The sequence below is a fragment of the Flavobacterium psychrophilum genome, assembly GCA_001708385.1.
In the GTDB taxonomy this organism is placed as follows: Bacteria; Bacteroidota; Bacteroidia; order Flavobacteriales; family Flavobacteriaceae; genus Flavobacterium; species Flavobacterium psychrophilum_A.
In genome coordinates, this window is sequence record CP012388.1 from 3,010,322 (window position 1) to 3,032,481 (window position 22,160).

A 22,160-nucleotide genomic window follows, 5' to 3' on the forward strand; every position below is an offset into this window, starting at 1 on the left:
ACCAGAGCATTTTTTTAAATGAGATATTTTTACCCCTGGAGTATCTTTTGTTTTTCAGCATCAAATTCATCCTGTGTAAGGATGCCGGCATCTAACAGGTCTTTTATGTCCATTAAGGCCTGTTTTTTGTTTGCTACGCCGTTCCCGGCAACTGGTGCAGCTTCCTGCTGAACGGGTTTCATTTTAGCAATGTCATTAGGACTCTTGCTCAATAACATCTCTGTGATTTCGTTAAAGCCTTTGGTGTTAGAATAATCAATTGCTTTCTGCTCTTTCACATTAATTAAAGAAGCGTCGGCATCTTTTTCTAACAGGTATTTAACGATGTCCTTTTTACCTCCGGCAGCAGCATAATGTAAAGGAGTATTGCCACTTTGATCCTGAATATTTACGACAGCACCTTTATCTATTAATAGTTTAACCATGCTTAAATGTCCGTTTTTAACAGCAACGTGCAACAGGCTCTCAGCACCATGAGCCCCAGAATCTAAGTTGAAATTACTATCGGCAGCAAGATCGTTGGTGGTTAATACCCAGTCAAGGTATGATCCCATATCATTATCATTTCCTGCAAGAGGTTTGCTGTAATTAACATCAATACCATGCTCTATAAACAAACTGACAATTTCCTTCTGGTTATTATTACATGCATACCAGATAGGAGAGAGGCCATTGTTCGATGAAACGGTTGTATCTGCACCATTTACCAACAGGTATTTAATAATCAGATTATTATTCTGGTAACATGCCAGCAGCATTGGGCTTTCACCTCGTTGGTTAAGGTGATTCACATCGGCACCTTTTTCAACAAGAGCCTGTACGGCCTGTAAGTTTTTAGACTGTACAGCAAAAAGCAGTGCGGTGTTGCCGTTTTTATCTACAGTGTTGAGGTTCGCACCACGGTCGGCAAGTTTGTTTATTACCTCTCTGTGTCCGCAATACGCAGCAAGCATCGCTGGAGTTTCGGCTTCGTTGTTTTCTAGGTCGGTACCCAAGCCATTATCCATTAATTTCTCAAGGACATCTACCTGGCCTAAGCTGGCAGTTAAATGCAATAAACTATTTCCTTTATGATCATTAACTGTAATGGATGCTCCCTGTTCAATAAGGTATAAGGCAACTTGTTTCTGTTTAAGAAGACAGGCAAAGTATAGCGGTGTTTCGCCGTTATGGTCTTCGTAATTAATATCGGCACCCTGCTCAACAAGACCCTTAACAATATCAAGGTAACCATTGTGTGCGGCGTAGTGCAGTGCCGTCCTGCCTTTTTCATCGGTGTATTTTACATCTACCTCGTTGTTTTTAAGCAGTAGCTCAGCTATTTTTCGTTTGCCCGATTCACAGGCAATTATAAATGACATTGACATATTTAAGCGTATTATTTACCGTGCTGTAGTAACAGCTCAACAGTTTTAGATTTAAGATTGTCTGAAGAAGCCAGCATCATTGGCGTTTCATCCTGATTGTTCGTAACATTGGCATCGGCTCCCATTTCAAGAAGCAACTTCGCTTTTTTATAGGTGTCGCGTGCCATGTTTTGGTCGTAATTCACATTAAAAGCGCATACTTTGTGCAATAGCGAATTACCGGAGTTGTCAAGGTAGCTAACGTCCAGATCTGTGGCTTTTACTACCGTTTCAAAAATATCGAACGGTTTTTCTGCAAGCGCGTCGAAAGCACTTTTTTCTACGCTGTAATGTGTTGAGGTCTGGTGCAGATCTGCACCGTCTTCAATAAGGGCTTTAAGCAGGTCGATATTTGATGGTGACGACGTATTAAGACGTCTTAAATATTCAAAAAAGAAAGCTTCGCCATTATTGGTTTTCTTATCAAAATCAGGACCTTCAGCCTCCCTAAGCTTTTGATATAAAGGATAGCTTAATTGATGTACCACGACCTGATAGTAGGGAGTTTCTCCATCTTTATTTTGTTCGTTGGTTCTTGCACCGTTTTGTAAAAGCAGCTCTACCAGTTCTTTTTTGTTGGATGCAATAGCTGTCATCAATGGAGTTTCCTTTACGATGTTTCCGCCATTTACATCAACGCCTTCGTCAATAAGAAGCTGGGCATAGGCAAGGTTGGTCTCAACAGGCATCATCCTGTCTTTAGCTATATTGTGCAGATAATTGTCTTCAGCATTATTTACGTAGTTTACGTCACAGCCTTCCTCAATTAAAATTTTTACAATAGCAGGATCTGCCCTTTCCGATAATGCAAGTCCCAGTAACGTCTGGTTTGCTACCGCATCGTTAATACTGCTTAGCTTTGGCATTAACTCTTTTACAAATGCAACCGATTCTTCGTCACTCTTCAGGGTTCTGAAAAGTGTTTCAAAGAAACTGCCTGTCAGGCGGTCATAGTCGTAAATATCGGTATCAATAAGTTTGTTTTCTATAAACAGGTTTACAATATCAAAAGCCTTAGCCCTCAATAAAGTATCAAAAAGCTGCGAGCTCCTAAATTGTTCCAGGCTGCTGGGAATGTTCTCAGGATTATTTAACAGCGTTCTCGCATCGTCAATTTTATTTCTTTGAAAAGCTTCTATCAATTCGGTTTGGTTCGACATGATGATTGTATTATAGTTGGTATTAATTTTCTACTTTTAGTACAGATCCTATGGTTTCGCCGGTCATTTTGTTGGGTGCAGGGGGAGCAACAAGTACTTTGTACTGATCAAGATTAGACTTTTTTGCCTGCTCTTCTGTACTCGTAAAATCTTTGATATTTAAATCGGCAGAATGGTTGTCAAAATTATTCTCTACGGTTTGTGTGCTTCTTACAAAATAGATATCATCGCCTTCAACGCGGGTTATTTTAGCCAGGCCAATTTTACTACTGGCGGTATTACCTGTAGTTTGATAAAATGATACACGAAGAATATCACCGGCTTTTATACTATTAAGGCGCGATGTCATTTCTGCCTGATCGGCTTGTGCCATGTCAGCGTTCTTTTTGTTGATTACCGGCATTACCAGCGCTAGTATACCAACTATTGCTACCAATATTATTGCATTCCTAAAGAAACCAATCTGAAAAGGTACGGTGTCTTTTAGTGCCGAAGCTTCGTTTTTAATTTGCTCTGTCCACTCTTTACGTTTTATGGGCTGCCCGTTGTAATCGTAAAGCTTGACAATTTTGGTACTTGCAGGAAGAAAAGGCCCCAACAAAGACATATAGCTTTGGGTAACTTCCAGGTGTAAATCCTGCACTTGAGGGTTAGACTTTGTAGATGCCTGTATTGTTTTGTGGGCTAATGGTTTTTCTACAATACTATAAAAAACTATCATTTGAATATAAATTAGGGTTGATACTCAAATGTATGTATAGTAGGAAAATATCACGGGAAATTAAACATATATTTAACTTTTCCTTTAGATTTTACCCCGATTTGTAACAATTTTCGGTTGTGATATCTGAATGAAAGGTTATTAAATGCTTATTTCTATAGATATGAATATCATTTGGCGGTAGCGTCACTGCCGTTTTCTTTTTTGCCGGAAGCCCTCACTTTTATTATTTTCTGAAGAAGATCAAACCAAAATGGAGCACCAAGGCAGATGCCAAATGCAAAAAGCAGGTAGCCTACCGGGCGTGTTCCTTTAAAGATGGTAGTAAAGGTTAAGTGTAGGTTTTTGTTCTTTGATTTCGAATCCCATCCTGTGCCTAATACCTTACCGGAATCTTTTACCTCTTCGTTTAGTAGCGCTTTTATGCTGTCAATCTGTTTGCTGTATTCCTGTTGTATTTGTTTAACAGTCTCGGCCTCGCTTGCATCTTTCTTTACAAATGTATTTTTCTCGTACTGTGTCAGCGGATTATTTTGATATTTTTCTTCGGCTGCCGCAGCCATAGCGACCAATTTGTCCCTGACTTCTTTTTCGGTAGATAATTTTCCTGCAATGTCAATAATATCTACATTAAAACCTATTGCCACCGCAAGGCCAAGCACAAAAAGTACGTATTGCATTTGCCTTTTGTACCACCCTGAAACCCTGTCCATTGTGGTGTTGAACCATTCCTCGATTTTAGCTTTAAATACGTCAGCATCATCATAGCTTTCCTTTACATAGATGTTCAATATCTCAAGCGTTTCAGTATCAATTTCCAAGTCTTTTATAGCAGTATTATTGCTTGCCAGAAATGCTATCAGATACTTTATTTTGGTAAGTTTAGATAGTTTAAAAGCGTCAGCTTCAGTAATGTTATTTACTATAGCAATCTGCTCTATGTTTCTATTAAAATAGCTTTCAAGAACATTTGTAAAAACAGTATAAAATGTAGATGCAGATATGTAGGAAGGTACAGAATACCTCCTGCTCGCGCCAAAGTTTTTGATGATAGGATGCAGGTAGAAATCGCCTCCGGGAGTGTTCTTTTTATAATTATAAGGCATGCCTGTTACAATCCTGATAATAGCCGAAAAGAAATTTTGTATGGCCTTTACAATACTGCCCCAGGTATTTCTTTTATGATCGTCTTTTGATGGCGTTGTGAGTAGCACCGTTTCATCATCGATTTTTTTTGGTTGAATACTGTCTGCTACAGCGGTGTTTGATAGCATTCCTTTAATAATTCCTTTGCGCAGCATTCTGGCACGTAACGCAAACAAGGTAGCGATGCCTTCACTTATCGAGGTCGCTAAAAGGCTATATATCAGGAATAGGAAAATTAGTCCTATAGTAACATCAAGTATTGGAGAATCAAACATATGGTGTTGGTTTTGACTGGTTAAAATCATTGTTAAAATTATTATTTATATGTCTGATAACCAACAGATGGATTCGTTTTTTATAAAAAACCTATGTACGTTGTGTAAGAAGTAATGCTATTTATTTAATTAATAATTATTTACTCGTTATATAATTGAGAATTTGTCTGTGATACTGATGGTTAGCGAAAATACTTATAAATATAGTATTGCGATTGTGGTATAATCAATTAATTTTATGCTAACCAAAACCAATCAATCATGAGTACTTTTCAAAAAACCTGTATTTCACCTGATTCAGGAATAAACACAATTCTAAACAAACCGATACTGAAATTAGTCGTCATTGGTGATCACGAAGATATTGTATCGATAGCTGACAATCTTGCTTTGTATCCTCCCATGAATACAGAGCGGTATGTTATATGGTATCCTTTAGTCGATGCAAATTTATTAATGACAAAATTTCCCGGACTGTCAGATGTCGGTAATATTGTTGCTTTTTCGTTATCTAAAACAAACAAGGTGGCAGATATTATTGCAGCGAATGAAACAGCTGATTATGTACGTATCGATTATTCTTTTACTAAAGCGGGAGCAGCTGCATTAAATTAAAAGACGATGAAAAAATTATACTTTACATTTTTTTTGTGTTTTATAACGGTCTCTAACTATGCGCAACTATTTACCGTTAATGAGATCGTAGATGCTAAACCTAAAGCCGTTGGTGAGCTGAATCTTATTGATATAAACGCTACAGTGGAGGTTAAGCTTGATAAAAACCAGATTTTATTACAGATTCCTTACGATGCTACGTCAAATAGCCAACTTGTAGCAAAGGTTCAGGAATTGAATTTTATTTTATCGAATCAGATAGAGTTATTAAACCTTCTTGAAGGAAGGGTTATAGATAAAACGGCTGAAGCCCAATTAGATAATTATACCACTTTGATGACTCAGTTTTACGAAAGGCTTATGGCAAATCCCGAAGTGAGAAAGACTGCGAATAAGCTTTTCCAGGAATTTTTCAGCCCTTCTGTAGATAAAAATGTATACGCCAACCCTCAGACGTATGTGTTGAAAAACCTGAGCGGAGAATACGTAAAAGCTATAGAGGAATTGTATAAAAGTAGCGAAGCAGGCAAAGCAAAAATATATCTTACAGCTTTTCTAACTGCTAAAAATGAGCAGAATAGGAAAGTACATATTGAAAATTTTGATACTTATGCTGAAGGTGAATTTTATGAAGTAGAACGTTGGGTAACTACTTTTTCTAAAGAAGATATTGATGCATTTAAGCAGACTAAGGTATTGGCAGATAATCTGAATGCTCTTGTAGATGAGAAATTTACCTATGTTAAAAATTATCTGGCGGCGAATTTGGAATCGATTGGTTGTATACAGAAGCTGCTTCAGGATGTACAATCGACTATTAACGATAAGGATCTGGTATTTCAGAGTGAGGTTAAAGATGCGGAAGTATTTCTAGAATCGCTTAAAGCGGAATTATTAGGGATATCCGCACCGCTTAATAGCCTGACAGATTTAGGTGCACAAACTGACGTTACTGTACTGGATATTTTTAATGCGAGAAGCAACGCGGCAAGTGCTGCCCTGCAAAATTTTCCTTCTAAAGCTGAAAGTCTCTTTAAAGGTTTAAAAAATTCGGTAGCTAACAACCCAAGGGTAAAAGCATTGCAGGCTCAGCTTGAGACCTGTAAAGTTAAGGTTTCTCAAGATCTCGTGAAGATAAAAAGTTTATCGGCAAATATAGCAGATCTTTTGAATGGATTTAAAAAGTTATCAAATTCAGCTTCAGATATTGGGGATGAGGTTTTACAGTTCAATATAAATGATCTGCCTGGTACAGGATATATTAATTTAAAAACTACCGGTAAACGTGAAAATGGGAGTGAGCTTCTGTTGAAATTGCAGGTTAGTAAAGATGGTATTTCTAAATCGAAAACTACGCTGCTTGAGCAACGATATAAGTTACAGCAACTAGGGTTTTACACGATAACAAATGTATCTGTAATACTTGCTAACCCTTTTAACAGAGGAGCAAATGTAATGCTTGAGAAAGATTTTCAATTTGCACCTTCAGGCAGCCTTATTTTTAAATTCGGATCGAGAACGAGCAAAACATGGAATTTTATCGATCCCGGTTTTGGATTTAATGTTTCCACGCCGGATTTCGATCTTGACGGATCACCTGATATAGGTCTGGGAGGTGTTGTGACTCTTATCCGGGATATTGTATCTGTAGGTGCAGCATATAATACAAATACGGATACGCCCTATTGGTTCTTTGGATTGTCGTTACCTTTTTCTACGCTTGGCTTATTTAATTCTGGCACGACGATGCCGTAATCTATATAACAAAAAGCTTCCCGTAGGAAGCTTTTTGTTATATAAGATCTAGGGTTCTTTCCAGTGCCATGCCTCTGGACCCTTTTATTAATATGGTTTTTCCGGTGGGTTTTAAATTAGCGAAAGCCGATTTAAATGCGTCGTAGGTTTCGTAAAAATGAAGATGTTCGGTATCTGTTTTATAAGCGTAAAAGTCTTTGCCTACAAAACAAATTTCAATATTCTCTTCATTAACAAGTGATGTAACTATCTTTTGATGTTCTGCAGGGCTTTCGGGGCCCAATTCAAACATATCTCCCAGTATTGCAAGTTTGCCGTTTTCAGTGTCCAGTTGCAGAAAGTTTTCAATAGCTGCTTTCATGCTGCTCGGATTGGCATTGTAAGCATCAAGGATTATCTTGTTGCTGTTTTTTTCCAATAGTTGCGACCTGTTGTTGGTTGGTATGTATTCTTCTATCGCCTGCTGAATTTTCGAATCGCTTACCTTAAAATAGGTGCCAATCGCAATGGCGGCACTTATGTTCGTAGCATTGTAAATACCTATCAGGTGCGATTTTATATCGATTCCATTGTATTTAACAGCTACCATCGGGTTGGCTTCTACGGTTTCAATACGTACATCGCAGTTGTAATCGTCAACGGCAAAAGTGTAGCGTGACAAATCTTTTGTCTTTTCTTTTTGGATAGGGTCATCCAGGTTTACAAAAGCTGTTTTAGTATTGGCAATAAGGTAGTCGTAAAGTTCACTTTTCCCCTTAATAACACCCTCATAGCCGCCAAAACCTTCAAGATGAGCCTTTCCAAAATTTGTAATGTAGCCAAAGTTAGGCTCGGCAATTGAACACAAGAATTCAATCTCCAGCTGATGATTGGCGCCCATTTCTACAATACCAATTTCTGTGTCTTTGGCAAAAGAAAGCAGTGTAAGCGGTACGCCTATATGGTTGTTTAAATTGCCAGTTGTGGCAGATGTAGTATATTTTTTAGACAATACAGCATTTATAAGTTCTTTAGTAGTTGTCTTGCCGTTACTTCCGGTCAATGCTATCACAGGCAGGCCAAGTTCATTTCTATGATGGCGTGCAAGCTCCTGAAGTGCTTCAAGACTATTGTTTACCAATAGAGTGGTGTCACCGGTTTTATAATCCGGATTGTCTATCACAACATATTTAGCTCCTTTTAGCAGTGCTTCTTGTGCAAATGCATTGGCGTCAAAATTATCGCCTTTAAGAGCAAAGAATAATGATCCGGGATTTATCTTACGGGTATCTGTAGCAATGCCTGTGCATTGTAAAAAATAGCTGTAAAGTTCTTTGGTTTCCATGAAAGTATATAAAAAATAAAAGCCCTAAGATAGGGCTTTTATTGTATTGTGTAAATTGAAACTTAATTAGTTTCTAGCTTTCTTTTTTCCTGATTTAGGACCTACTTTAGACATTGCACATCTAAATCCAATGTAGTCTGTAGCCATATCCTGAGGGAAGTATCTTCTCTGTGCAGGATCTAACCAGTAAGCTCTGTCTCTCCAAGAACCACCTTTGTAAACACGAACGTTGTCGTTAATAAGTGTAGTTCTTTTCGAAGATTTGTCATACTCTCTAAGCATATTTCCTAAGCTGTCTTTAGCTACAAGGTGTTTTGGAGAGTCGTACATTCTTTCTGCTTCATTTTCTGTTCCTTCGTCAGTACCACTAAAGTCATAGAAACGTGTTGACTGTCTGTCACCATCTCTAAAGTTTCTGTTATCACTCTTAGTGTAGTTCTGTCTTAGGTAAGTATCGTCAGAAGTAACTTGCTCCTGAGCAATTTGTCCAGGCAGGTTTCTGTATTGGATTTTACCGTTTGCAAGAGTGTCATACTGAATGTTGTCAGTAGTAACGATCTCAGCTCTTCCGTCTTCACCAATTTTATTTTTCATATAAACGTTACCCCTGTAATAGTTAAAGTCGTTACCGTCGTCATCGATTATCGGACGATAAACGTCAGCTACCCATTCTGCAACGTTACCAGACATGTCATATAAACCAAAGTCGTTTGGTGGGTAAGATTTAGCCGGAGCCGTGATATCTGCGTTGTCATCAGACCATCCTGCAATTCCACCGTAATCACCTTTACCTTGTTTAAAGTTGGCAAGCTGATCTCCTTTAGAAGTTCTCTTACCACTACGTGTGTAAGAACCTTTCCAAGGATATTTTTTATCACCTCTGTAAAGGTTGTACTCACGGTTACCTACAAGAGCAACAGCAGCGTATTCCCACTCAGCTTCGGTTGGAAGCCTGTATTCAGGAAGAATAAGACCTGATGTTCTTTGTGCGTAAACATTTGTAGCATCTTCTTTAGCAGCCAGTTTGTTTCTTGGTCCTTTTAATACGATTTCCTCATTACCACCAAAAGATTTTGTAGGGCTTTCAAGGTAAGACTCAGTACTAAAAGTTGTTTCAGCAGTTACGTCAAGAACTTTTGCATCTCTTTTAAGGTATCCTTCTCTTTCAAGTACAGATTCGTTAACACGGTCTGTTCTCCATTTAGAGAATTCAACTGCTTGTATCCAGTTAACACCTACCACAGGGAAATCAGAATAAGCTGGGTGCCTAAGGTAGTTATTAGTCATTGTTTCATTGTAACCAAGAGCACTTCTCCAAACAAGAGTGTCCGGTAAAGCACCTATGTAAATGTTTTTGTAGTTCTCTTCTGTTGGAGGGAAAACCCTTTTCAACCAGTCAAGATACTCCATGTACATTACATTGGTAACTTCTGTTTCATCCATAAAGAAAGACTGAACGTGCTGCTGGGTTGGAGTGTTGTTCCAATCGTGCATAACATCGTCCTGAACTTTACCCATAGTAAACGTTCCACCTTCTACCTCTACAAGTCCCGGAGCAGTTTCCTGCTTTTTGTACTTAGAGTTGTGTTGGAATCCACCTTTCTTGTCATTGATCTTCCAGCCGGTAGCAGTGGAATTACCATTAGACCCTTTTTTACTGCACGCAGTAAAACCAAACGCTACTGCAAAAGCTAGTAGCAGTTGTAAAGCCGTGATTTTGTTAACTTTCATCTTTCAGTAGGTAAATAAATTTCGTGGCGCAATATAATAATTAACCTTTAAACCGCAACACGTTTTGAAAATTTTTAATAAAAATCTAAATTTATGTTAAATGTGTCTTTCTAGAACGGTGTTTTTAAAGTAATATTGCAAGCGGGTAGTTAAAAAAAACTTTTAATTTACTGTAATATATTGCGCGTACCTGCGTTCTTTCAAGGATGAAAAACCGATTACTCTTTTATTGCCTGTTGTGTACTTTTTGGGCTTTTGCGCAGCAAAAGAACCAGATTGTTTTGAATTGGACCGATAATGTAAATTCTTCTATAGGTGAATTTCCTATAGTTGTTCCGCAATTTCAGGCAGAATACACAGAACTTAGGGCGGGCGAGAGGCAACTTCTTTTTGGTTATTCTTTTCCGGTTTCGGGTACGGTTGCTGAAAATTCATTGCAAATTACAAACGTTGTTTACGAAAATATGACAAAGGAGCAGTTGGGGTGGCTTTTGCCTTCTGCTGTGCCTTCCGGTTTAAATCCGTCTGTCGTTACAGTGAGGTCGAGAAACGAGATGCATGCGCGTATTACTCTTTCTCCTATTGTTAAAGATGGTAATGGTTTTAAAAGGGTTAAGTCTTTTACGTACGATTATTCTTTGGCAGGTCCTGCTTTAACAACGTTTGGTATAGAAGATTTTCAGGGGATAAGAAGTTCTGTTCTTGCTTCCGGTAACTGGTATCGTTTTTATGTAGAAAAATCTGGTGTTTACAGGGTTAATCGCAGTTTTTTACAACAACTCGGTTTTGACGTAAATACAGATCCGCGCAATATAAAAATTTATGGCAATGGCGGAAGGATGGTGGCACTTAGTAATAGTGATTCATATCCTGCCGATCTTGAAGAAAATGCTATTACATTTATAGGAGAGGAAGATGGAAAGTTTGATAATGCTGATTATATATTGTTTTATGCAGAAGGTGTAGATAACTGGAGTGCTGATAATGGTAGTCATAATAACCTTTATGCGGACAGGTCATATTATTATGTAACATCGCAGGGTGGTCCCGGGAAAAGGATCACTGCCATGGGAGAGCCTGCCGGTGCGCCTACATTGACTACTGGGGTTTTTGATGAATATCAGTTTCATGAAAAAGATTTGGTAAATATTGCACGTCTTGGCAGGAAATGGCATGGCGAGGCCTTTAGCGTAAATAATAAACAGGATTTTGAGTTTACAGTTCCGGATATTGACATGTCTCCGGTTTCAATTACAGTTGGTGCTGCGGCAAATTCTGTCGTGGCAACGTCTATGACTGCTACAGTTAACGGGCAATCTTTAGCTTCATTGTCTTTTGTGCCTCCAGCTGAGTCTGTTGCAGCAACTGAACATATAAGAGCGGGTACATTTACTCCAACGGGCAACACTTTCACTATTAGCCTTACTTATAATAATAACGGGGCTCCCGGATCTAATGCGTGGCTGGATTATATTATTGTAAAAGCGAAGCGAAGATTAAATGGAACAGGTAAGCAATTTAGGTTTAGGTATAATGATGCTGCATTGAATAATGGGGTAGTTCAGTATAATGTTTCAAACGCTTCCGGTATAAGTGAGGTTTGGGATATTACGGATATATATAATGCCGGTAAAGTTGTTAATGCGGGTCAGCAATCTCAGTTTTCGTTTAAAGCGGGTCTTGGTGAAGTGCGACAGTATATTACAGTAGTGCCGTCCGATTATTACACGCCGCTTCGAGAAAGCCAGGCACGTGTTGCGAACCAGGATATAAAAGGGACAATATTCAACGGTTCTAACGGTCAGTTTCAGGATGTTGATTATATTATCGTTACGCCTGCTTCTCTTAATGCTTCTGCAGACAGGCTTGCAAACCTGCATCGTAACCAGGGGTTAAATGTTAAGGTGGTTAATCTTGAAAATATTTATCAGGAATTCTCTTCCGGTAAACAGGATATAGGTGCTATTCGTAATATGATAAAGTATGTTTACTACAATGCATCGTCTGTTGCTAATAGGGTTAAGTATGTAAATCTTTTTGGCGACGCTTCATTTGACTATAAAAACAGGACGCCTAACAATACCAACATCGTTCCTATAATGCAGGCTTATGATTCTAACGGAGGTATAGATCCTCGTAATTCTAATAACTTTAGTGTCATTACTACATTTATTACCGATGATTTTTACGGAGCAATGGATCCCGGCGAGGGCAGGTTCGGTTTTGGTGATTCGGAAGGGTTGGATATAGCAGTTGGCAGAATGCTTGTTACCGGAAGGCAGCAGGCAGATGAAATGGTAAATAAGGTCGCAGAATATATTGATGCAGCGTCTTACGGAAGATGGCGTAATGAGTTTATTGTAATGACCGATGACCTTGATGGTAATGGTTCGGAGCGCTTTGTTGTGGAGATGGAAAATGGAGTTAGTGATCCGCTAAAACAAAACAGGCCATTTGTAAACGTAAGGAAATTTCATACCGATGCTTATGTGCAGCAGTCGTCTGCGGGAGGGCAAAGATATCCTGATGCAAAAGAGCAATTTATAAGAGCAATTAACTACGGTGCCCTGGTGGTGAATTATCTTGGGCACGGAGGAGAGAATGGCCTTGCCAGTGAGCGTATGTATGAGAAGACAGATGCCGACAATCTTACCAATCGCTACAAGTATCCGTTGTTTATAACAGCAAGCTGTGAGGTTACCAAGTTTGATAATCCATATCATCCTACCGTCGGTGAATTTACTTATTGGAATCCGAAGGGTGGGGCGATAGGGCTTATATCTACAACAAGGGCGTTGTATATTTCGAGCGCTTATGTGTTTAATCCAAGAATTACAAGAGAATTGTATGCTTTTGGTCAAAATGAGTATCCCTCTATTTCTGAAGCATTAAGAAGGGCAAAAGTTGGGCTGGGCCTTAGAGATTTAAGAATGATTTGTTTTGTGGGAGATCCTGCGCTGCATCTGGCAGTGCCTAAGCCTAAGATAGAGCTTACTCATATTAATGATATTCCTGTGGCAGATTTTACCGGCGCGCTTAATTCGCTTTCGTATGTAAAACTAGCGGGTGTTGTGATGAACGAAAGTGGTACAGCTGTATTGTCTGGTTACAGTGGGGAACTTGAAGTTACTATTTTTGATAAAGATATAGATAGGGTAACGCTTGGTAATGATGGTGTAAGAAATTCATTGGGTCAGGTAATTATAACGCCATTTAAAACAATTGGTGAAACTATATTTCGTGGTAATGCGTCAGTATCAGGCGGGCGTTTTGAATTTGGGTTTGTGGTGCCGCGTGATATTCGTGTGCCTGTAGGTAATGGGCGTGTTAGCTTATATTCTAAAAGGGCAAATCTTCTGGAAGATCATCAGGGATACAATAATGATGTTAGGGTTGGTGGGGTGAATTTAAATGCAGCTGTTGATAATACGCCTCCAAAGGTGAGGTTGTATATGAATGACGAGTCGTTTGTGTCGGGGGGTATAACCAATGCTTCGCCAATATTGCTTGCCTTTCTTGAAGATGAGCATGGTATTAATACTGCAAGCGGTATAGGGCATGATATCGTGGGGATATTAGATGGTGATGAGAATAACCCATTTATTATGAACGATTATTATGAAACCGAACTTGACGACTATACTAAAGGAGCTTTGCGTTTTCCGTTTAGTAACCTTGAAAAGGGACTGCATACCCTGGTGTTTAAAGCATGGGATGTATATAATAACCTTGTTACTGCCGAAATACAGTTTGTAGTGGTAGGTGACGAGGGCTTAACGCTGGATAAAGTGCTTAATTATCCTAACCCGTTTGTTAGTTATACCGAATTCTGGTTTACACACAACAGGCCTTTTGAGCCTTTGGATGTGCAGGTTCAGATATTTACGGTAACGGGCAAAGTGGTAAAGACGATAAATCAGTCGGTTACTACCGATGGCTTTTTGTGCCGTGATATAAAATGGGATGGAAAAGATGATTTCGGAGACCGTATTGGTAAGGGGGTTTACGTATATAAGCTTACTGTGAGGTCGGCTACGACACGTAAAACTGCAGAAAAGTACGAAAAACTTGTATTGCTGTAAAAAACATTATATTTGTGACCTTTAAATTTTCAAACTAAGAATGAAAAAGATACTATTAATCGCGCTTTCCTTATTAGGATTGCAAACCGTAAAAGCCCAGACGCAGAATGACAGGGTAATTACAACGGGGGTTCCGTTTTTAACAATAGCTGCCGATGCCCGTGCAGCCGGTATGGCCGATCAGGGTGTTGCAACGTCTTCAGATGTTTATTCTCAACAGTGGAATCCCGCTAAATATGCGTTTGCATTGAAAGAGCATGGTCTGTCATTCAGTTACACGCCATACCTTACTAATATTGCGAATGATATATCTTTAGGTCAGATTACTTACTATAACAGGATTAGTGACAGGAGTGCGTTTGCAGGTAGCCTTCGTTATTTTGGTTTAGGTGATATAGAGCTTCGCCAAGACCCAAGCCAGCCGGCTACAGTAAGGTCTCCAAATGAACTTGCTGTTGATTTATCTTATGCGCTAAAGCTTGATGAGCAATTCTCAATGGCTATTGCAGGTAGGTTTATTAGTTCTAACTTAAGGATACCTGAGTCTATGTCGGGTGGAGATGCAAGTGCTGCAAATACATTTGCATTTGATATTGCTGCATTCTACCAGTCAGAAGAAATTGCATTTGATGACTTTAACGGTCGTTTCAGGGCGGGTATGAATCTTCAGAACTTAGGTCCGAAGATTAGTTATGATAATGACCCTGAATTAAGTTCAAACTTCCTGCCTTCTACAATGAGGCTTGGTGGAGGTTTCGATTTTATTTTTGATGAGTATAATAAAGTAGGGGTTAATGTTGAGCTTGCAAAACTTCTAGTGCCAACGCCTCAGGCTTTAACTGATAAAAACGGAGACGGTTTAGTTGATGATACAGACCGTGCAATAATTAATAAAGAATATAACGATACGAACTGGGTGTCCGGTATCTTTAAATCATTCGGTGATGCGCCTGATGGCTTCCGTGAGGAGTTGAAGGAGATTACCTATTCGGTAGGGGCAGAGTATACGTACCAGGATTCATTTGCTTTCCGTTTAGGATATTTTAATGAAGACAAAAGTAAAGGTGCACGTAAATTCTTTTCACTGGGTGCAGGTTTCAGATATTCTGTAGTTAAAATAGATGTATCATATCTTTTCTCTGCATCGCAGGTAAGAAATCCTTTAGAAAACACGCTACGATTCTCGCTTAGCTTCAACTTTGGAGACGATTACGACGAATATTAGTAGATAGTATAATTAAAAAGGAACCTCAAAAGGGTTCCTTTTTTTAGATTATAGCACAGATACATCCGTTGTCCTAAAAAATAACAAAATACTTAGCTTAAATCTTTTTGTTATTAAAGGGAAGTAGTATTTTTGCATTTCGCAAATTTGTGTGAGGAAACTGTTTGCGTTCAGGAAAAACATTTTTTATAAAATCACATCAGCAACAATAATTTAGCAAATGAAAGAAATAACAAAAGAAGTTTATCTGAAGTGGTATGAAGATATGCAGTTTTGGAGGAAGTTTGAAGACAAACTGGCAGCTTTATACATTCAGCAAAAAGTTAGAGGTTTCCTTCACTTATATAACGGCCAGGAGGCTGTTCTTGCCGGAGCATTACATGCAATGGATCTTGGTAAAGATAAAATGATTACTGCTTACCGTAACCACGTTCAGCCAATTGGTATGGGCGTAGATCCTAAAAGGGTTATGGCAGAGCTTTTGGGTAAGGCTACTGGAACTTCTAAAGGTCTTGGTGGTTCTATGCACATTTTCTCTAAAGAACATGGTTTCTTTGGTGGTCACGGTATCGTGGGTGCACAGATACCTGTAGGTGCAGGTATGGCTTTTGCCGATAAATATTTTAATACCGGTGGTGTAACCCTTACTTATTTTGGTGACGGAGCTGCACGCCAGGGATCGCTTCACGAAGCGTTTAACATGGCTATGCTATGGAAACTTCCTGTCGTGTTCATTGTAGAGAATAACGGTTATGCAATGGGTACCTCTGTAGAGCGTACTGCTAACCATACTGATATATGGAAACTTGGTCTTGGTTATGAAATGCCATGCGGACCTGTTGACGGAATGAACCCTATTAAAGTTGCTGAAGCTATGTCTGAAGCTATTGACAGGGCAAGAAGAGGAGATGGGCCAACATTCCTTGAAATGAAAACGTATCGTTACCGTGGTCACTCAATGAGTGATGCGCAACACTACAGAACGAAAGAGGAAGTAGAAGAGTACAGAAAAATTGACCCTATTATCCAGGTTCTTGATATCATCAAAGAAAAGAACTATGCTACGGAAGCAGAAATTGAAGTTATCGATAAAAGGGTGAAAGACCTTGTTGAAGAGTGCGAAAAATTTGCAGAAGAGTCTCCGTACCCGGATTTAAGCGTTATGTACGACGTTGTTTACGATCAAAAAGATTATCCATTTTTACCACATAAACTACAATAACCATGGCAAAGATTATAACTATGCCGCGTCTTAGCGACACTATGACCGAAGGTACTGTGGCTACGTGGCTTAAAAAAGTTGGTGATACAATTAAAGAAGGAGATATCCTTGCAGAGATTGAAACAGATAAAGCTACAATGGAATTTGAAGCTTTTGATGCAGGTACACTTTTACACATTGGAATTCAGGAAGGTGAAACTGCTCCGGTAGATTCAGTTCTTGCTGTTATCGGTAAAGAAGGTGAAGATATTTCAGGGCTTCTTGAAGGTAAGGCAGCTCCTGCTGCTGATTCTGATAAAAAAGAAGAGCCTAAGAAAGAAGAAAAAGCTGATGAAGCTAAAACAGAAGAAAAACCTGCCGAAGAGAAGAAAGCTGCACCTGCTGCTGCCGGACTTCCTGAAGGTGTTATTGTAGTTACTATGCCTCGCCTTAGTGATACTATGACCGAAGGTACTGTTGCTACATGGCTTAAAAAAGAAGGTGATACTGTAAAAGAAGGTGACATCCTTGCAGAAATTGAAACGGACAAAGCTACTATGGAGTTTGAATCGTTTAATGCAGGTACACTACTTAAAATAGGTATCCAGGAAGGACAGACTGCTCCGGTAGACAGCCTTCTCGCGATTATTGGCCCTGCGGGAACAGATGTTTCCGGTGTTACAGGTAAAGAAGGAAGCAATCCTGCTGCTGAAAGCAAATCGGAAGAAGCTCCTAAAGAAGATAAAAAAGAAGAAGCGGCACCAGCTCCAAAAGCTGAAGAGGCTGCTCCTGCAACTAACGATAGCGGAAGACTATTTGTTTCTCCGTTAGCACGTAAGATCGCCGAAGAAAAAGGCGTTAACCTTAATCAGGTTAAAGGTTCTGGTGAGAACGGTCGTATCGTTAAAAAAGATATTGAAAGCTATACACCACAGGCTGCACAGCCGGCGGCTCAGGCTACTGCTCCGCAAGGTGCTGCAAAAGCTGAGGCTAAACCATTTGTTCCTGCTGGTGAAGTAAGTACCGAAGAAGTGAAAAACAACCAAATGCGTAAAACTATTGCGCGTCGTCTGGCTGAATCTAAATTCACTGCTCCGGAATACAGCCTTACTATAGAGCTTGATATGGATAACGCTATTGCTTCGAGAGGTGTTATTAATGCAGTGCCGGATACTAAAGTGTCATTTAACGACCTTGTAGTTAAAGCATGTGCTATGGCTTTGAGAAAACACCCTCAGGTTAATACCCAGTGGAAAGATGATGTTACTGTTTACAACAAACACATTAGCATTGGTGTTGCTGTTGCTGTTGAAGACGGACTTCTTGTACCGGTACTTAAATTTACCGACAACATGAGCCTTTCTCAAATTGGTGCTACAGTGAAAGACCTTGCAGGTAAAGCGAAAAACAAAAAACTTGCTCCTGCAGATATGGAAGGCAGCACGTTTACCGTTTCTAACTTAGGTATGTTTGGTATTCAGGAGTTTACATCTATTATCAACCAGCCTAACTCTGCAATCCTTTCAGTAGGTGCTATCATACAGAAACCTGTTGTTAAAGATGGTCAGATAGTTGTAGGTAATGTAATGAAAGTAACTCTTACATGCGACCACAGAACAGTTGATGGCGCTACAGGAGCTCAGTTCCTTCAAACGCTTAAACAATATATTGAAAATCCGGTTACTATGCTGGCATAACCGCCAATGTAATCTGTTTAGATATACTACCCGTCCTGATTTCAGGACGGGTATTTTTTTATATATAATCGTGAAAACCTGCTTAAATAACGCTGATGTTTTCTCAGGAATTAATCTTGCTTTGCTTCAGGTAAAACGTTCAGTTTAATATTGCACTTTCTGCTTTCAAAATGAAATTTTAGAAAGCGTAAAATTAGATTGATAATTTTATGATATTTAAGTCTTTATGAATTAATGTTGCGCTTTTGGTATTTTCGTGAAAATATAAGCTTCTTGTAAATGTGAGAATTCTAAACAATGGTTTTTGTAGCAGGATTTTCTTCCGAAACAAACGGGATTTTTTTCTTATTTTAGCTGAATTCAAAATCAATCAAATGAAAAAACTATTATTTGTTTCCCTGCTATCATTAGGGTGTGTTGCTTTTACGTCTGCACAAAAAAAGAGAACGGCTCCGGCACCTTATAAGGTTGAAGAAAAATCGGTAGAGGCAACGCTCAAGTTTTTATCTTCGGACGAACTTAAGGGGCGTGATGCGGGTTCTGAAGGGGCAGAAATGGCAGCTAAATACCTTGAAGATGTTTTTAAAAAGAACGGTATCAAACCTTATTTTGCTACTTATAGGGATACACTTACTAACTATGCTATTACTTCGTACAATGTTATAGGATACCTTGAAGGTACCGACCCGGTTCTTAAAAAAGAGTTTGTGGTTCTTGGAGCACATTATGACCATATTGGTGTAGCCGAAACTGCGGTAAACGGAGACAATATATACAATGGAGCCGATGACAATGCTACCGGTACTACAAGTGTTGCTGAATTGGTGAACTACTACGGAAAAACGAAATCGAACAAAAGGAGTATATTATTCTGTTTCTTCTCTGCTGAGGAAGATGGACTTTTGGGGTCTAAGCATTTGGCGGCAAAACTTAAAGCGCAAAACTTTAATATTTATACGATGCTTAATTTCGAAATGACAGGTGTGCCTCTTGGCGGCGACGTGCTTTCGTATCTTACCGGTTATGGCAGAAGTAATATGGCTGATAAAATAAACGAGTATGCGGGTAAAAAAGTAGTTGGTTCTAACGCGTTTGAAATGCAATACCAATTATTCAGGGCATCAGATAACTATCCGTTCTTTATGGAGTTTAATGTGCCATCGCATACTATAAGCACTACAGAAATGACAACTTTTAAATTCTATCACCAGCTAGGCGATGAATTTGGGCAAATGGATACAAAACACATGACGGGGTTTATTCAGGAAATGATACCTGTTGTAGAAAAAATGGTGAATGCACCAACCAAAGAAATTGTATTGAAATAATAATGAAGAATATAATTATAACAGGTACAAGCAGGGGGATAGGCTATGAGCTTGCGCTTCAGTTTGCCAACGCGGGTAATAATGTACTGGCGGTATCCCGAAAAATACCTCAGGCTTTTATCGAAAACCAAAATATTGCCTGCCTGGGTATCGATCTTGCATCGGGCGAAGGCCTTGAAAATATCAAAGATTTTATAGAAAGCACATGGCATAAGGTAGATATTGTTATTCATAATGCCGGGGCACTTTTGCTTAAACCGTTTGCAGAAATTAGCGCTGAAGAGTTTGAATACATTTATAAAGTAAACGTATTTGGCGTGGCTGCGCTTGACAGGGTAGTGTTGCCTTATATGCAGGCTGGCGGGCATGTTATAACTATAAGTAGTATGGGTGGTGTTCAGGGCACTGTTAAGTTTGCAGGACTGGCTGCATACAGTTCCAGTAAAGGGGCTGTAATAACGCTTAGCGAGCTTTTAGCCGAAGAATACCGTGATAAGGGAATTGCGTTTAATGTACTTGCTTTAGGGGCTGTAAACACAGAGATGCTTCAGGAAGCTTTCCCAGGGTATGAGGCTCCACTCTCGCCAAAAGAAATGAGTGATTATATCTTTAATTTTGCTCTTACAGGGCATAAATATTTTAACGGTAAGGTACTGCAGGTTTCCAGTACCACTCCCTAATTAATCAGCTGTTTTTAGATTGAAACATATACTTGCGCCATATATACCGGAACATGCAACAGATACAGTTTTTGAGCTGATAAAACTCTATGGGGTTAACTTAAAAATTGTAAATGAGCGCGTAACACGTCATGGTGATTATCGTCGCGATCCTAATGGCCAGCACCAGATAACGGTAAATGCTAATCTTAATAAATACAGGTTTCTTATTACTTTAATTCACGAAATAGCACATTTGGCTGCTTTCGAAAAGTTTGGGAGGAATATAAAACCACACGGTGATGAGTGGAAAGTAACTTTTCAGAAACTTATGGTTCCATTTATACGTCCCGAAATATTTCCTACCCAGTTATTGCCTTTACTGGCAAGGCATTTCAGGAATCCGAAAGCCAGTAGCGATACCGATGCAACACTGTCTTTGGCGCTAAAACAATTTGATGAAAGGTCTGAAAAGAATTATATCTTTGAAATTCCTTACGGAAGTAATTTCAGGATTCATAACGGTAAGATCTTTAAAAAAGGTGCGCAGCGCATTAAGCGGTTTGAGTGTCTTGAAGTAAGTACGGGCAGGGTTTATCTGTTTAATCCTAATGCAGAAGTAGAGCTGCTGTCGTAAGTGTTAAATGAAAATTAAACGGTTTTGATTTTCACTTTTTTAGTGAAATCTTTACTTAGAAATTAAATTCATAGCAATGAACAAAAATTATTTTGCGGTATTAATGGCGGGCGGTGTAGGTTCGCGCTTTTGGCCGGTAAGTACTGCACAATTTCCTAAACAGTTTCATGATATGCTTGGAACTGGAGAAACACTTATTCAGAAAACTTTCAGCAGGTTAACCCAGATTATACCGAAAGAGAATATACTTATACTTACTAACGAAATATATAATGACATAGTGCTGGAACAATTGCCGGAGGTGTCTCCTGAGCAAATTGTACTTGAACCTGCTATGCGTAACACTGCACCATGCATTTTGTATGCATCACTTAAAATTCAGAAAATAAATCCTGATGCTGTTATGGTGGTAGCACCTACAGACCATTGGATTGAAGACGAAGCCGCATTTTTAGATAATCTTCAGCGCGCTTTTGACTGTGCCCAAAAAGAAGAAGTTTTAATGACGCTTGGTATAAAACCTACTTTTCCTAATACAGGATATGGCTACATTGAATACGATGCCCAAAATGAAAGGCAAATTAAAAAGGTTACCCAGTTTAGGGAGAAACCTGATTATACTACTGCAAAATCATTTTTAGAACAGGGTAATTTCCTTTGGAATGCCGGTATATTTATATGGGGCGTAAAAGCAGTTACGAAAGCCTTTGTGAAATTTCAGCCCACAATGTATGAACTGTTCATGAATGGCTATGATATTTACAATACGCCTGCCGAGAAGAATTTTATTATTGAAAATTATGGTAATAGCGAGAATATGTCTATTGACTATGCTGTAATGGAAAAAGCACCAAACGTATATGTGCTTCCGGCTGCTTTTGACTGGAATGATCTTGGTACATGGGGATCGTTGCACGATAAGCTTGCTAAAGACGAAAACAATAATACGGTTGTTAATGCTAGGGTTTTTATGGAAAACTCGTCTAACAATATTATAAGGGCAGATAAAGGAAAGACCGTAATTATAGACGGTATTAACAATTATATCATTGTAGATAAAGAAGATATTCTGCTTATATATCCTAAAGAAAAAGAGCAGGAAATTAAAAAAATTACAGAACTTGTTACCGGTTCTGCCAAAAAAGTCTGATATAAGTAATTGTTTTTGATATCATTTGTAGGGTTTTTTTGGTTTTAG

The 22,160-nt window shown here is 38.9% G+C and carries 16 protein-coding genes; 10 read left to right on the forward strand and 6 right to left on the reverse strand.

Annotated elements, in window-relative coordinates; translation table 11 throughout:
• Nucleotides 1-29 precede the first annotated feature (29 nt).
• From ALW18_13185 to ALW18_13200, 4 genes are all read right to left on the reverse strand, one after another.
• Complete coding sequence (locus ALW18_13185; protein ID AOE53388.1) at nucleotides 30-1,367, reverse strand: ankyrin; 1,338 nt, start codon at nucleotides 1,365-1,367, stop codon at nucleotides 30-32.
• An 11-nt stretch (nucleotides 1,368-1,378) separates the two neighbouring features.
• Nucleotides 1,379-2,566: a hypothetical protein gene (locus ALW18_13190; GenBank protein ID AOE53389.1), complete on the reverse strand. Its 1,188-nt coding sequence runs from the start codon at nucleotides 2,564-2,566 to the stop codon at nucleotides 1,379-1,381.
• A gap of 22 nt (nucleotides 2,567-2,588) precedes the next feature.
• Nucleotides 2,589-3,287, reverse strand: coding sequence for a hypothetical protein (locus tag ALW18_13195; protein AOE53390.1), 699 nt, complete (start codon nucleotides 3,285-3,287; stop codon nucleotides 2,589-2,591).
• A 170-nt stretch (nucleotides 3,288-3,457) separates the two neighbouring features.
• Nucleotides 3,458-4,708 carry a hypothetical protein gene (locus tag ALW18_13200; GenBank protein ID AOE53391.1) on the reverse strand — a complete coding sequence of 417 codons (1,251 nt, stop codon included), beginning with the start codon at nucleotides 4,706-4,708 and terminating at the stop codon, nucleotides 3,458-3,460.
• A gap of 261 nt (nucleotides 4,709-4,969) precedes the next feature.
• Here ALW18_13200 and ALW18_13205 point away from each other — a divergent pair, with 261 nt between their 5' ends.
• Nucleotides 4,970-5,323 (forward strand): hypothetical protein, encoded by a 354-nt coding sequence (locus tag ALW18_13205; protein ID AOE53392.1) that lies wholly within the window; start codon nucleotides 4,970-4,972, stop codon nucleotides 5,321-5,323.
• 6 nt (nucleotides 5,324-5,329) lie between these two features.
• Nucleotides 5,330-7,078, forward strand: coding sequence for a hypothetical protein (locus ALW18_13210; protein ID AOE53393.1), 1,749 nt, complete (start codon nucleotides 5,330-5,332; stop codon nucleotides 7,076-7,078).
• A 37-nt stretch (nucleotides 7,079-7,115) separates the two neighbouring features.
• On the opposite strand, the gene ALW18_13215 is transcribed toward ALW18_13210, so the two are convergent.
• Together ALW18_13215 and ALW18_13220 are read right to left on the reverse strand one after the other, a co-directional pair.
• Entirely contained in the window at nucleotides 7,116-8,402 is a 1,287-nt protein-coding gene (locus ALW18_13215; GenBank protein AOE53394.1) for a UDP-N-acetylmuramoyl-tripeptide--D-alanyl-D-alanine ligase, read from the reverse strand.
• Between the two features lie 66 nt (nucleotides 8,403-8,468).
• Entirely contained in the window at nucleotides 8,469-10,133 is a 1,665-nt protein-coding gene (locus ALW18_13220) for a gliding motility protein GldJ (GenBank protein AOE53395.1), read from the reverse strand.
• A 206-nt stretch (nucleotides 10,134-10,339) separates the two neighbouring features.
• Here ALW18_13220 and ALW18_13225 point away from each other — a divergent pair, with 206 nt between their 5' ends.
• The 8 genes from ALW18_13225 to ALW18_13260 all read left to right on the forward strand — a co-directional run bounded on the left by ALW18_13225 (nucleotide 10,340) and on the right by ALW18_13260 (nucleotide 22,112).
• Entirely contained in the window at nucleotides 10,340-14,215 is a 3,876-nt protein-coding gene (locus ALW18_13225) for a peptidase C25 (GenBank protein AOE53396.1), read from the forward strand.
• A 40-nt stretch (nucleotides 14,216-14,255) separates the two neighbouring features.
• Nucleotides 14,256-15,440 (forward strand): hypothetical protein, encoded by a 1,185-nt coding sequence (locus ALW18_13230; GenBank protein ID AOE53397.1) that lies wholly within the window; start codon nucleotides 14,256-14,258, stop codon nucleotides 15,438-15,440.
• 220 nt (nucleotides 15,441-15,660) lie between these two features.
• Complete coding sequence (locus ALW18_13235) at nucleotides 15,661-16,662, forward strand: pyruvate dehydrogenase (GenBank protein AOE53398.1); 1,002 nt, start codon at nucleotides 15,661-15,663, stop codon at nucleotides 16,660-16,662.
• Nucleotides 16,663-16,664: 2 nt separating this feature from the next.
• On the forward strand, nucleotides 16,665-18,338 hold the full coding sequence (locus ALW18_13240; protein AOE53399.1) for a pyruvate dehydrogenase: 1,674 nt from the start codon (nucleotides 16,665-16,667) through the stop codon (nucleotides 18,336-18,338).
• A gap of 374 nt (nucleotides 18,339-18,712) precedes the next feature.
• Complete coding sequence (locus ALW18_13245; protein AOE53400.1) at nucleotides 18,713-19,666, forward strand: peptidase M28; 954 nt, start codon at nucleotides 18,713-18,715, stop codon at nucleotides 19,664-19,666.
• Between the two features lie 2 nt (nucleotides 19,667-19,668).
• A complete protein-coding gene (locus ALW18_13250; protein ID AOE53401.1) occupies nucleotides 19,669-20,346 on the forward strand; it encodes a short-chain dehydrogenase in 678 nt (225 codons plus the stop codon).
• 19 nt (nucleotides 20,347-20,365) lie between these two features.
• Complete coding sequence (locus ALW18_13255) at nucleotides 20,366-20,962, forward strand: metallopeptidase (protein ID AOE53402.1); 597 nt, start codon at nucleotides 20,366-20,368, stop codon at nucleotides 20,960-20,962.
• Nucleotides 20,963-21,038: 76 nt separating this feature from the next.
• Nucleotides 21,039-22,112 (forward strand): mannose-1-phosphate guanylyltransferase, encoded by a 1,074-nt coding sequence (locus ALW18_13260; GenBank protein AOE53403.1) that lies wholly within the window; start codon nucleotides 21,039-21,041, stop codon nucleotides 22,110-22,112.
• The last annotated feature ends 48 nt before the right edge of the window (nucleotides 22,113-22,160 follow it).

Excerpts from the sequence above, each read along its gene's own strand:
- ALW18_13195 (AOE53390.1), bottom strand. The coding sequence starts at position 3,287 with ATGATAGTTTTTTATAGTATTGTAGAAAAACCATTAGCCCACAAAACA.
- ALW18_13210 (AOE53393.1), top strand. The coding sequence starts at position 5,330 with ATGAAAAAATTATACTTTACATTTTTTTTGTGTTTTATAACGGTCTCT.
- ALW18_13215 (AOE53394.1), bottom strand. The coding sequence starts at position 8,402 with ATGGAAACCAAAGAACTTTACAGCTATTTTTTACAATGCACAGGCATT.
- ALW18_13220 (AOE53395.1), bottom strand. The coding sequence starts at position 10,133 with ATGAAAGTTAACAAAATCACGGCTTTACAACTGCTACTAGCTTTTGCA.
- ALW18_13200 (AOE53391.1), bottom strand. The coding sequence starts at position 4,708 with ATGTTTGATTCTCCAATACTTGATGTTACTATAGGACTAATTTTCCTA.
- ALW18_13230 (AOE53397.1), top strand. The coding sequence starts at position 14,256 with ATGAAAAAGATACTATTAATCGCGCTTTCCTTATTAGGATTGCAAACC.
- ALW18_13245 (AOE53400.1), top strand. The coding sequence starts at position 18,713 with ATGAAAAAACTATTATTTGTTTCCCTGCTATCATTAGGGTGTGTTGCT.
- ALW18_13205 (AOE53392.1), top strand. The coding sequence starts at position 4,970 with ATGAGTACTTTTCAAAAAACCTGTATTTCACCTGATTCAGGAATAAAC.
- ALW18_13235 (AOE53398.1), top strand. The coding sequence starts at position 15,661 with ATGAAAGAAATAACAAAAGAAGTTTATCTGAAGTGGTATGAAGATATG.
- ALW18_13260 (AOE53403.1), top strand. The coding sequence starts at position 21,039 with ATGAACAAAAATTATTTTGCGGTATTAATGGCGGGCGGTGTAGGTTCG.
- ALW18_13225 (AOE53396.1), top strand. The coding sequence starts at position 10,340 with ATGAAAAACCGATTACTCTTTTATTGCCTGTTGTGTACTTTTTGGGCT.
- ALW18_13240 (AOE53399.1), top strand. The coding sequence starts at position 16,665 with ATGGCAAAGATTATAACTATGCCGCGTCTTAGCGACACTATGACCGAA.
- ALW18_13190 (AOE53389.1), bottom strand. The coding sequence starts at position 2,566 with ATGTCGAACCAAACCGAATTGATAGAAGCTTTTCAAAGAAATAAAATT.
- ALW18_13185 (AOE53388.1), bottom strand. The coding sequence starts at position 1,367 with ATGTCAATGTCATTTATAATTGCCTGTGAATCGGGCAAACGAAAAATA.
- ALW18_13250 (AOE53401.1), top strand. The coding sequence starts at position 19,669 with ATGAAGAATATAATTATAACAGGTACAAGCAGGGGGATAGGCTATGAG.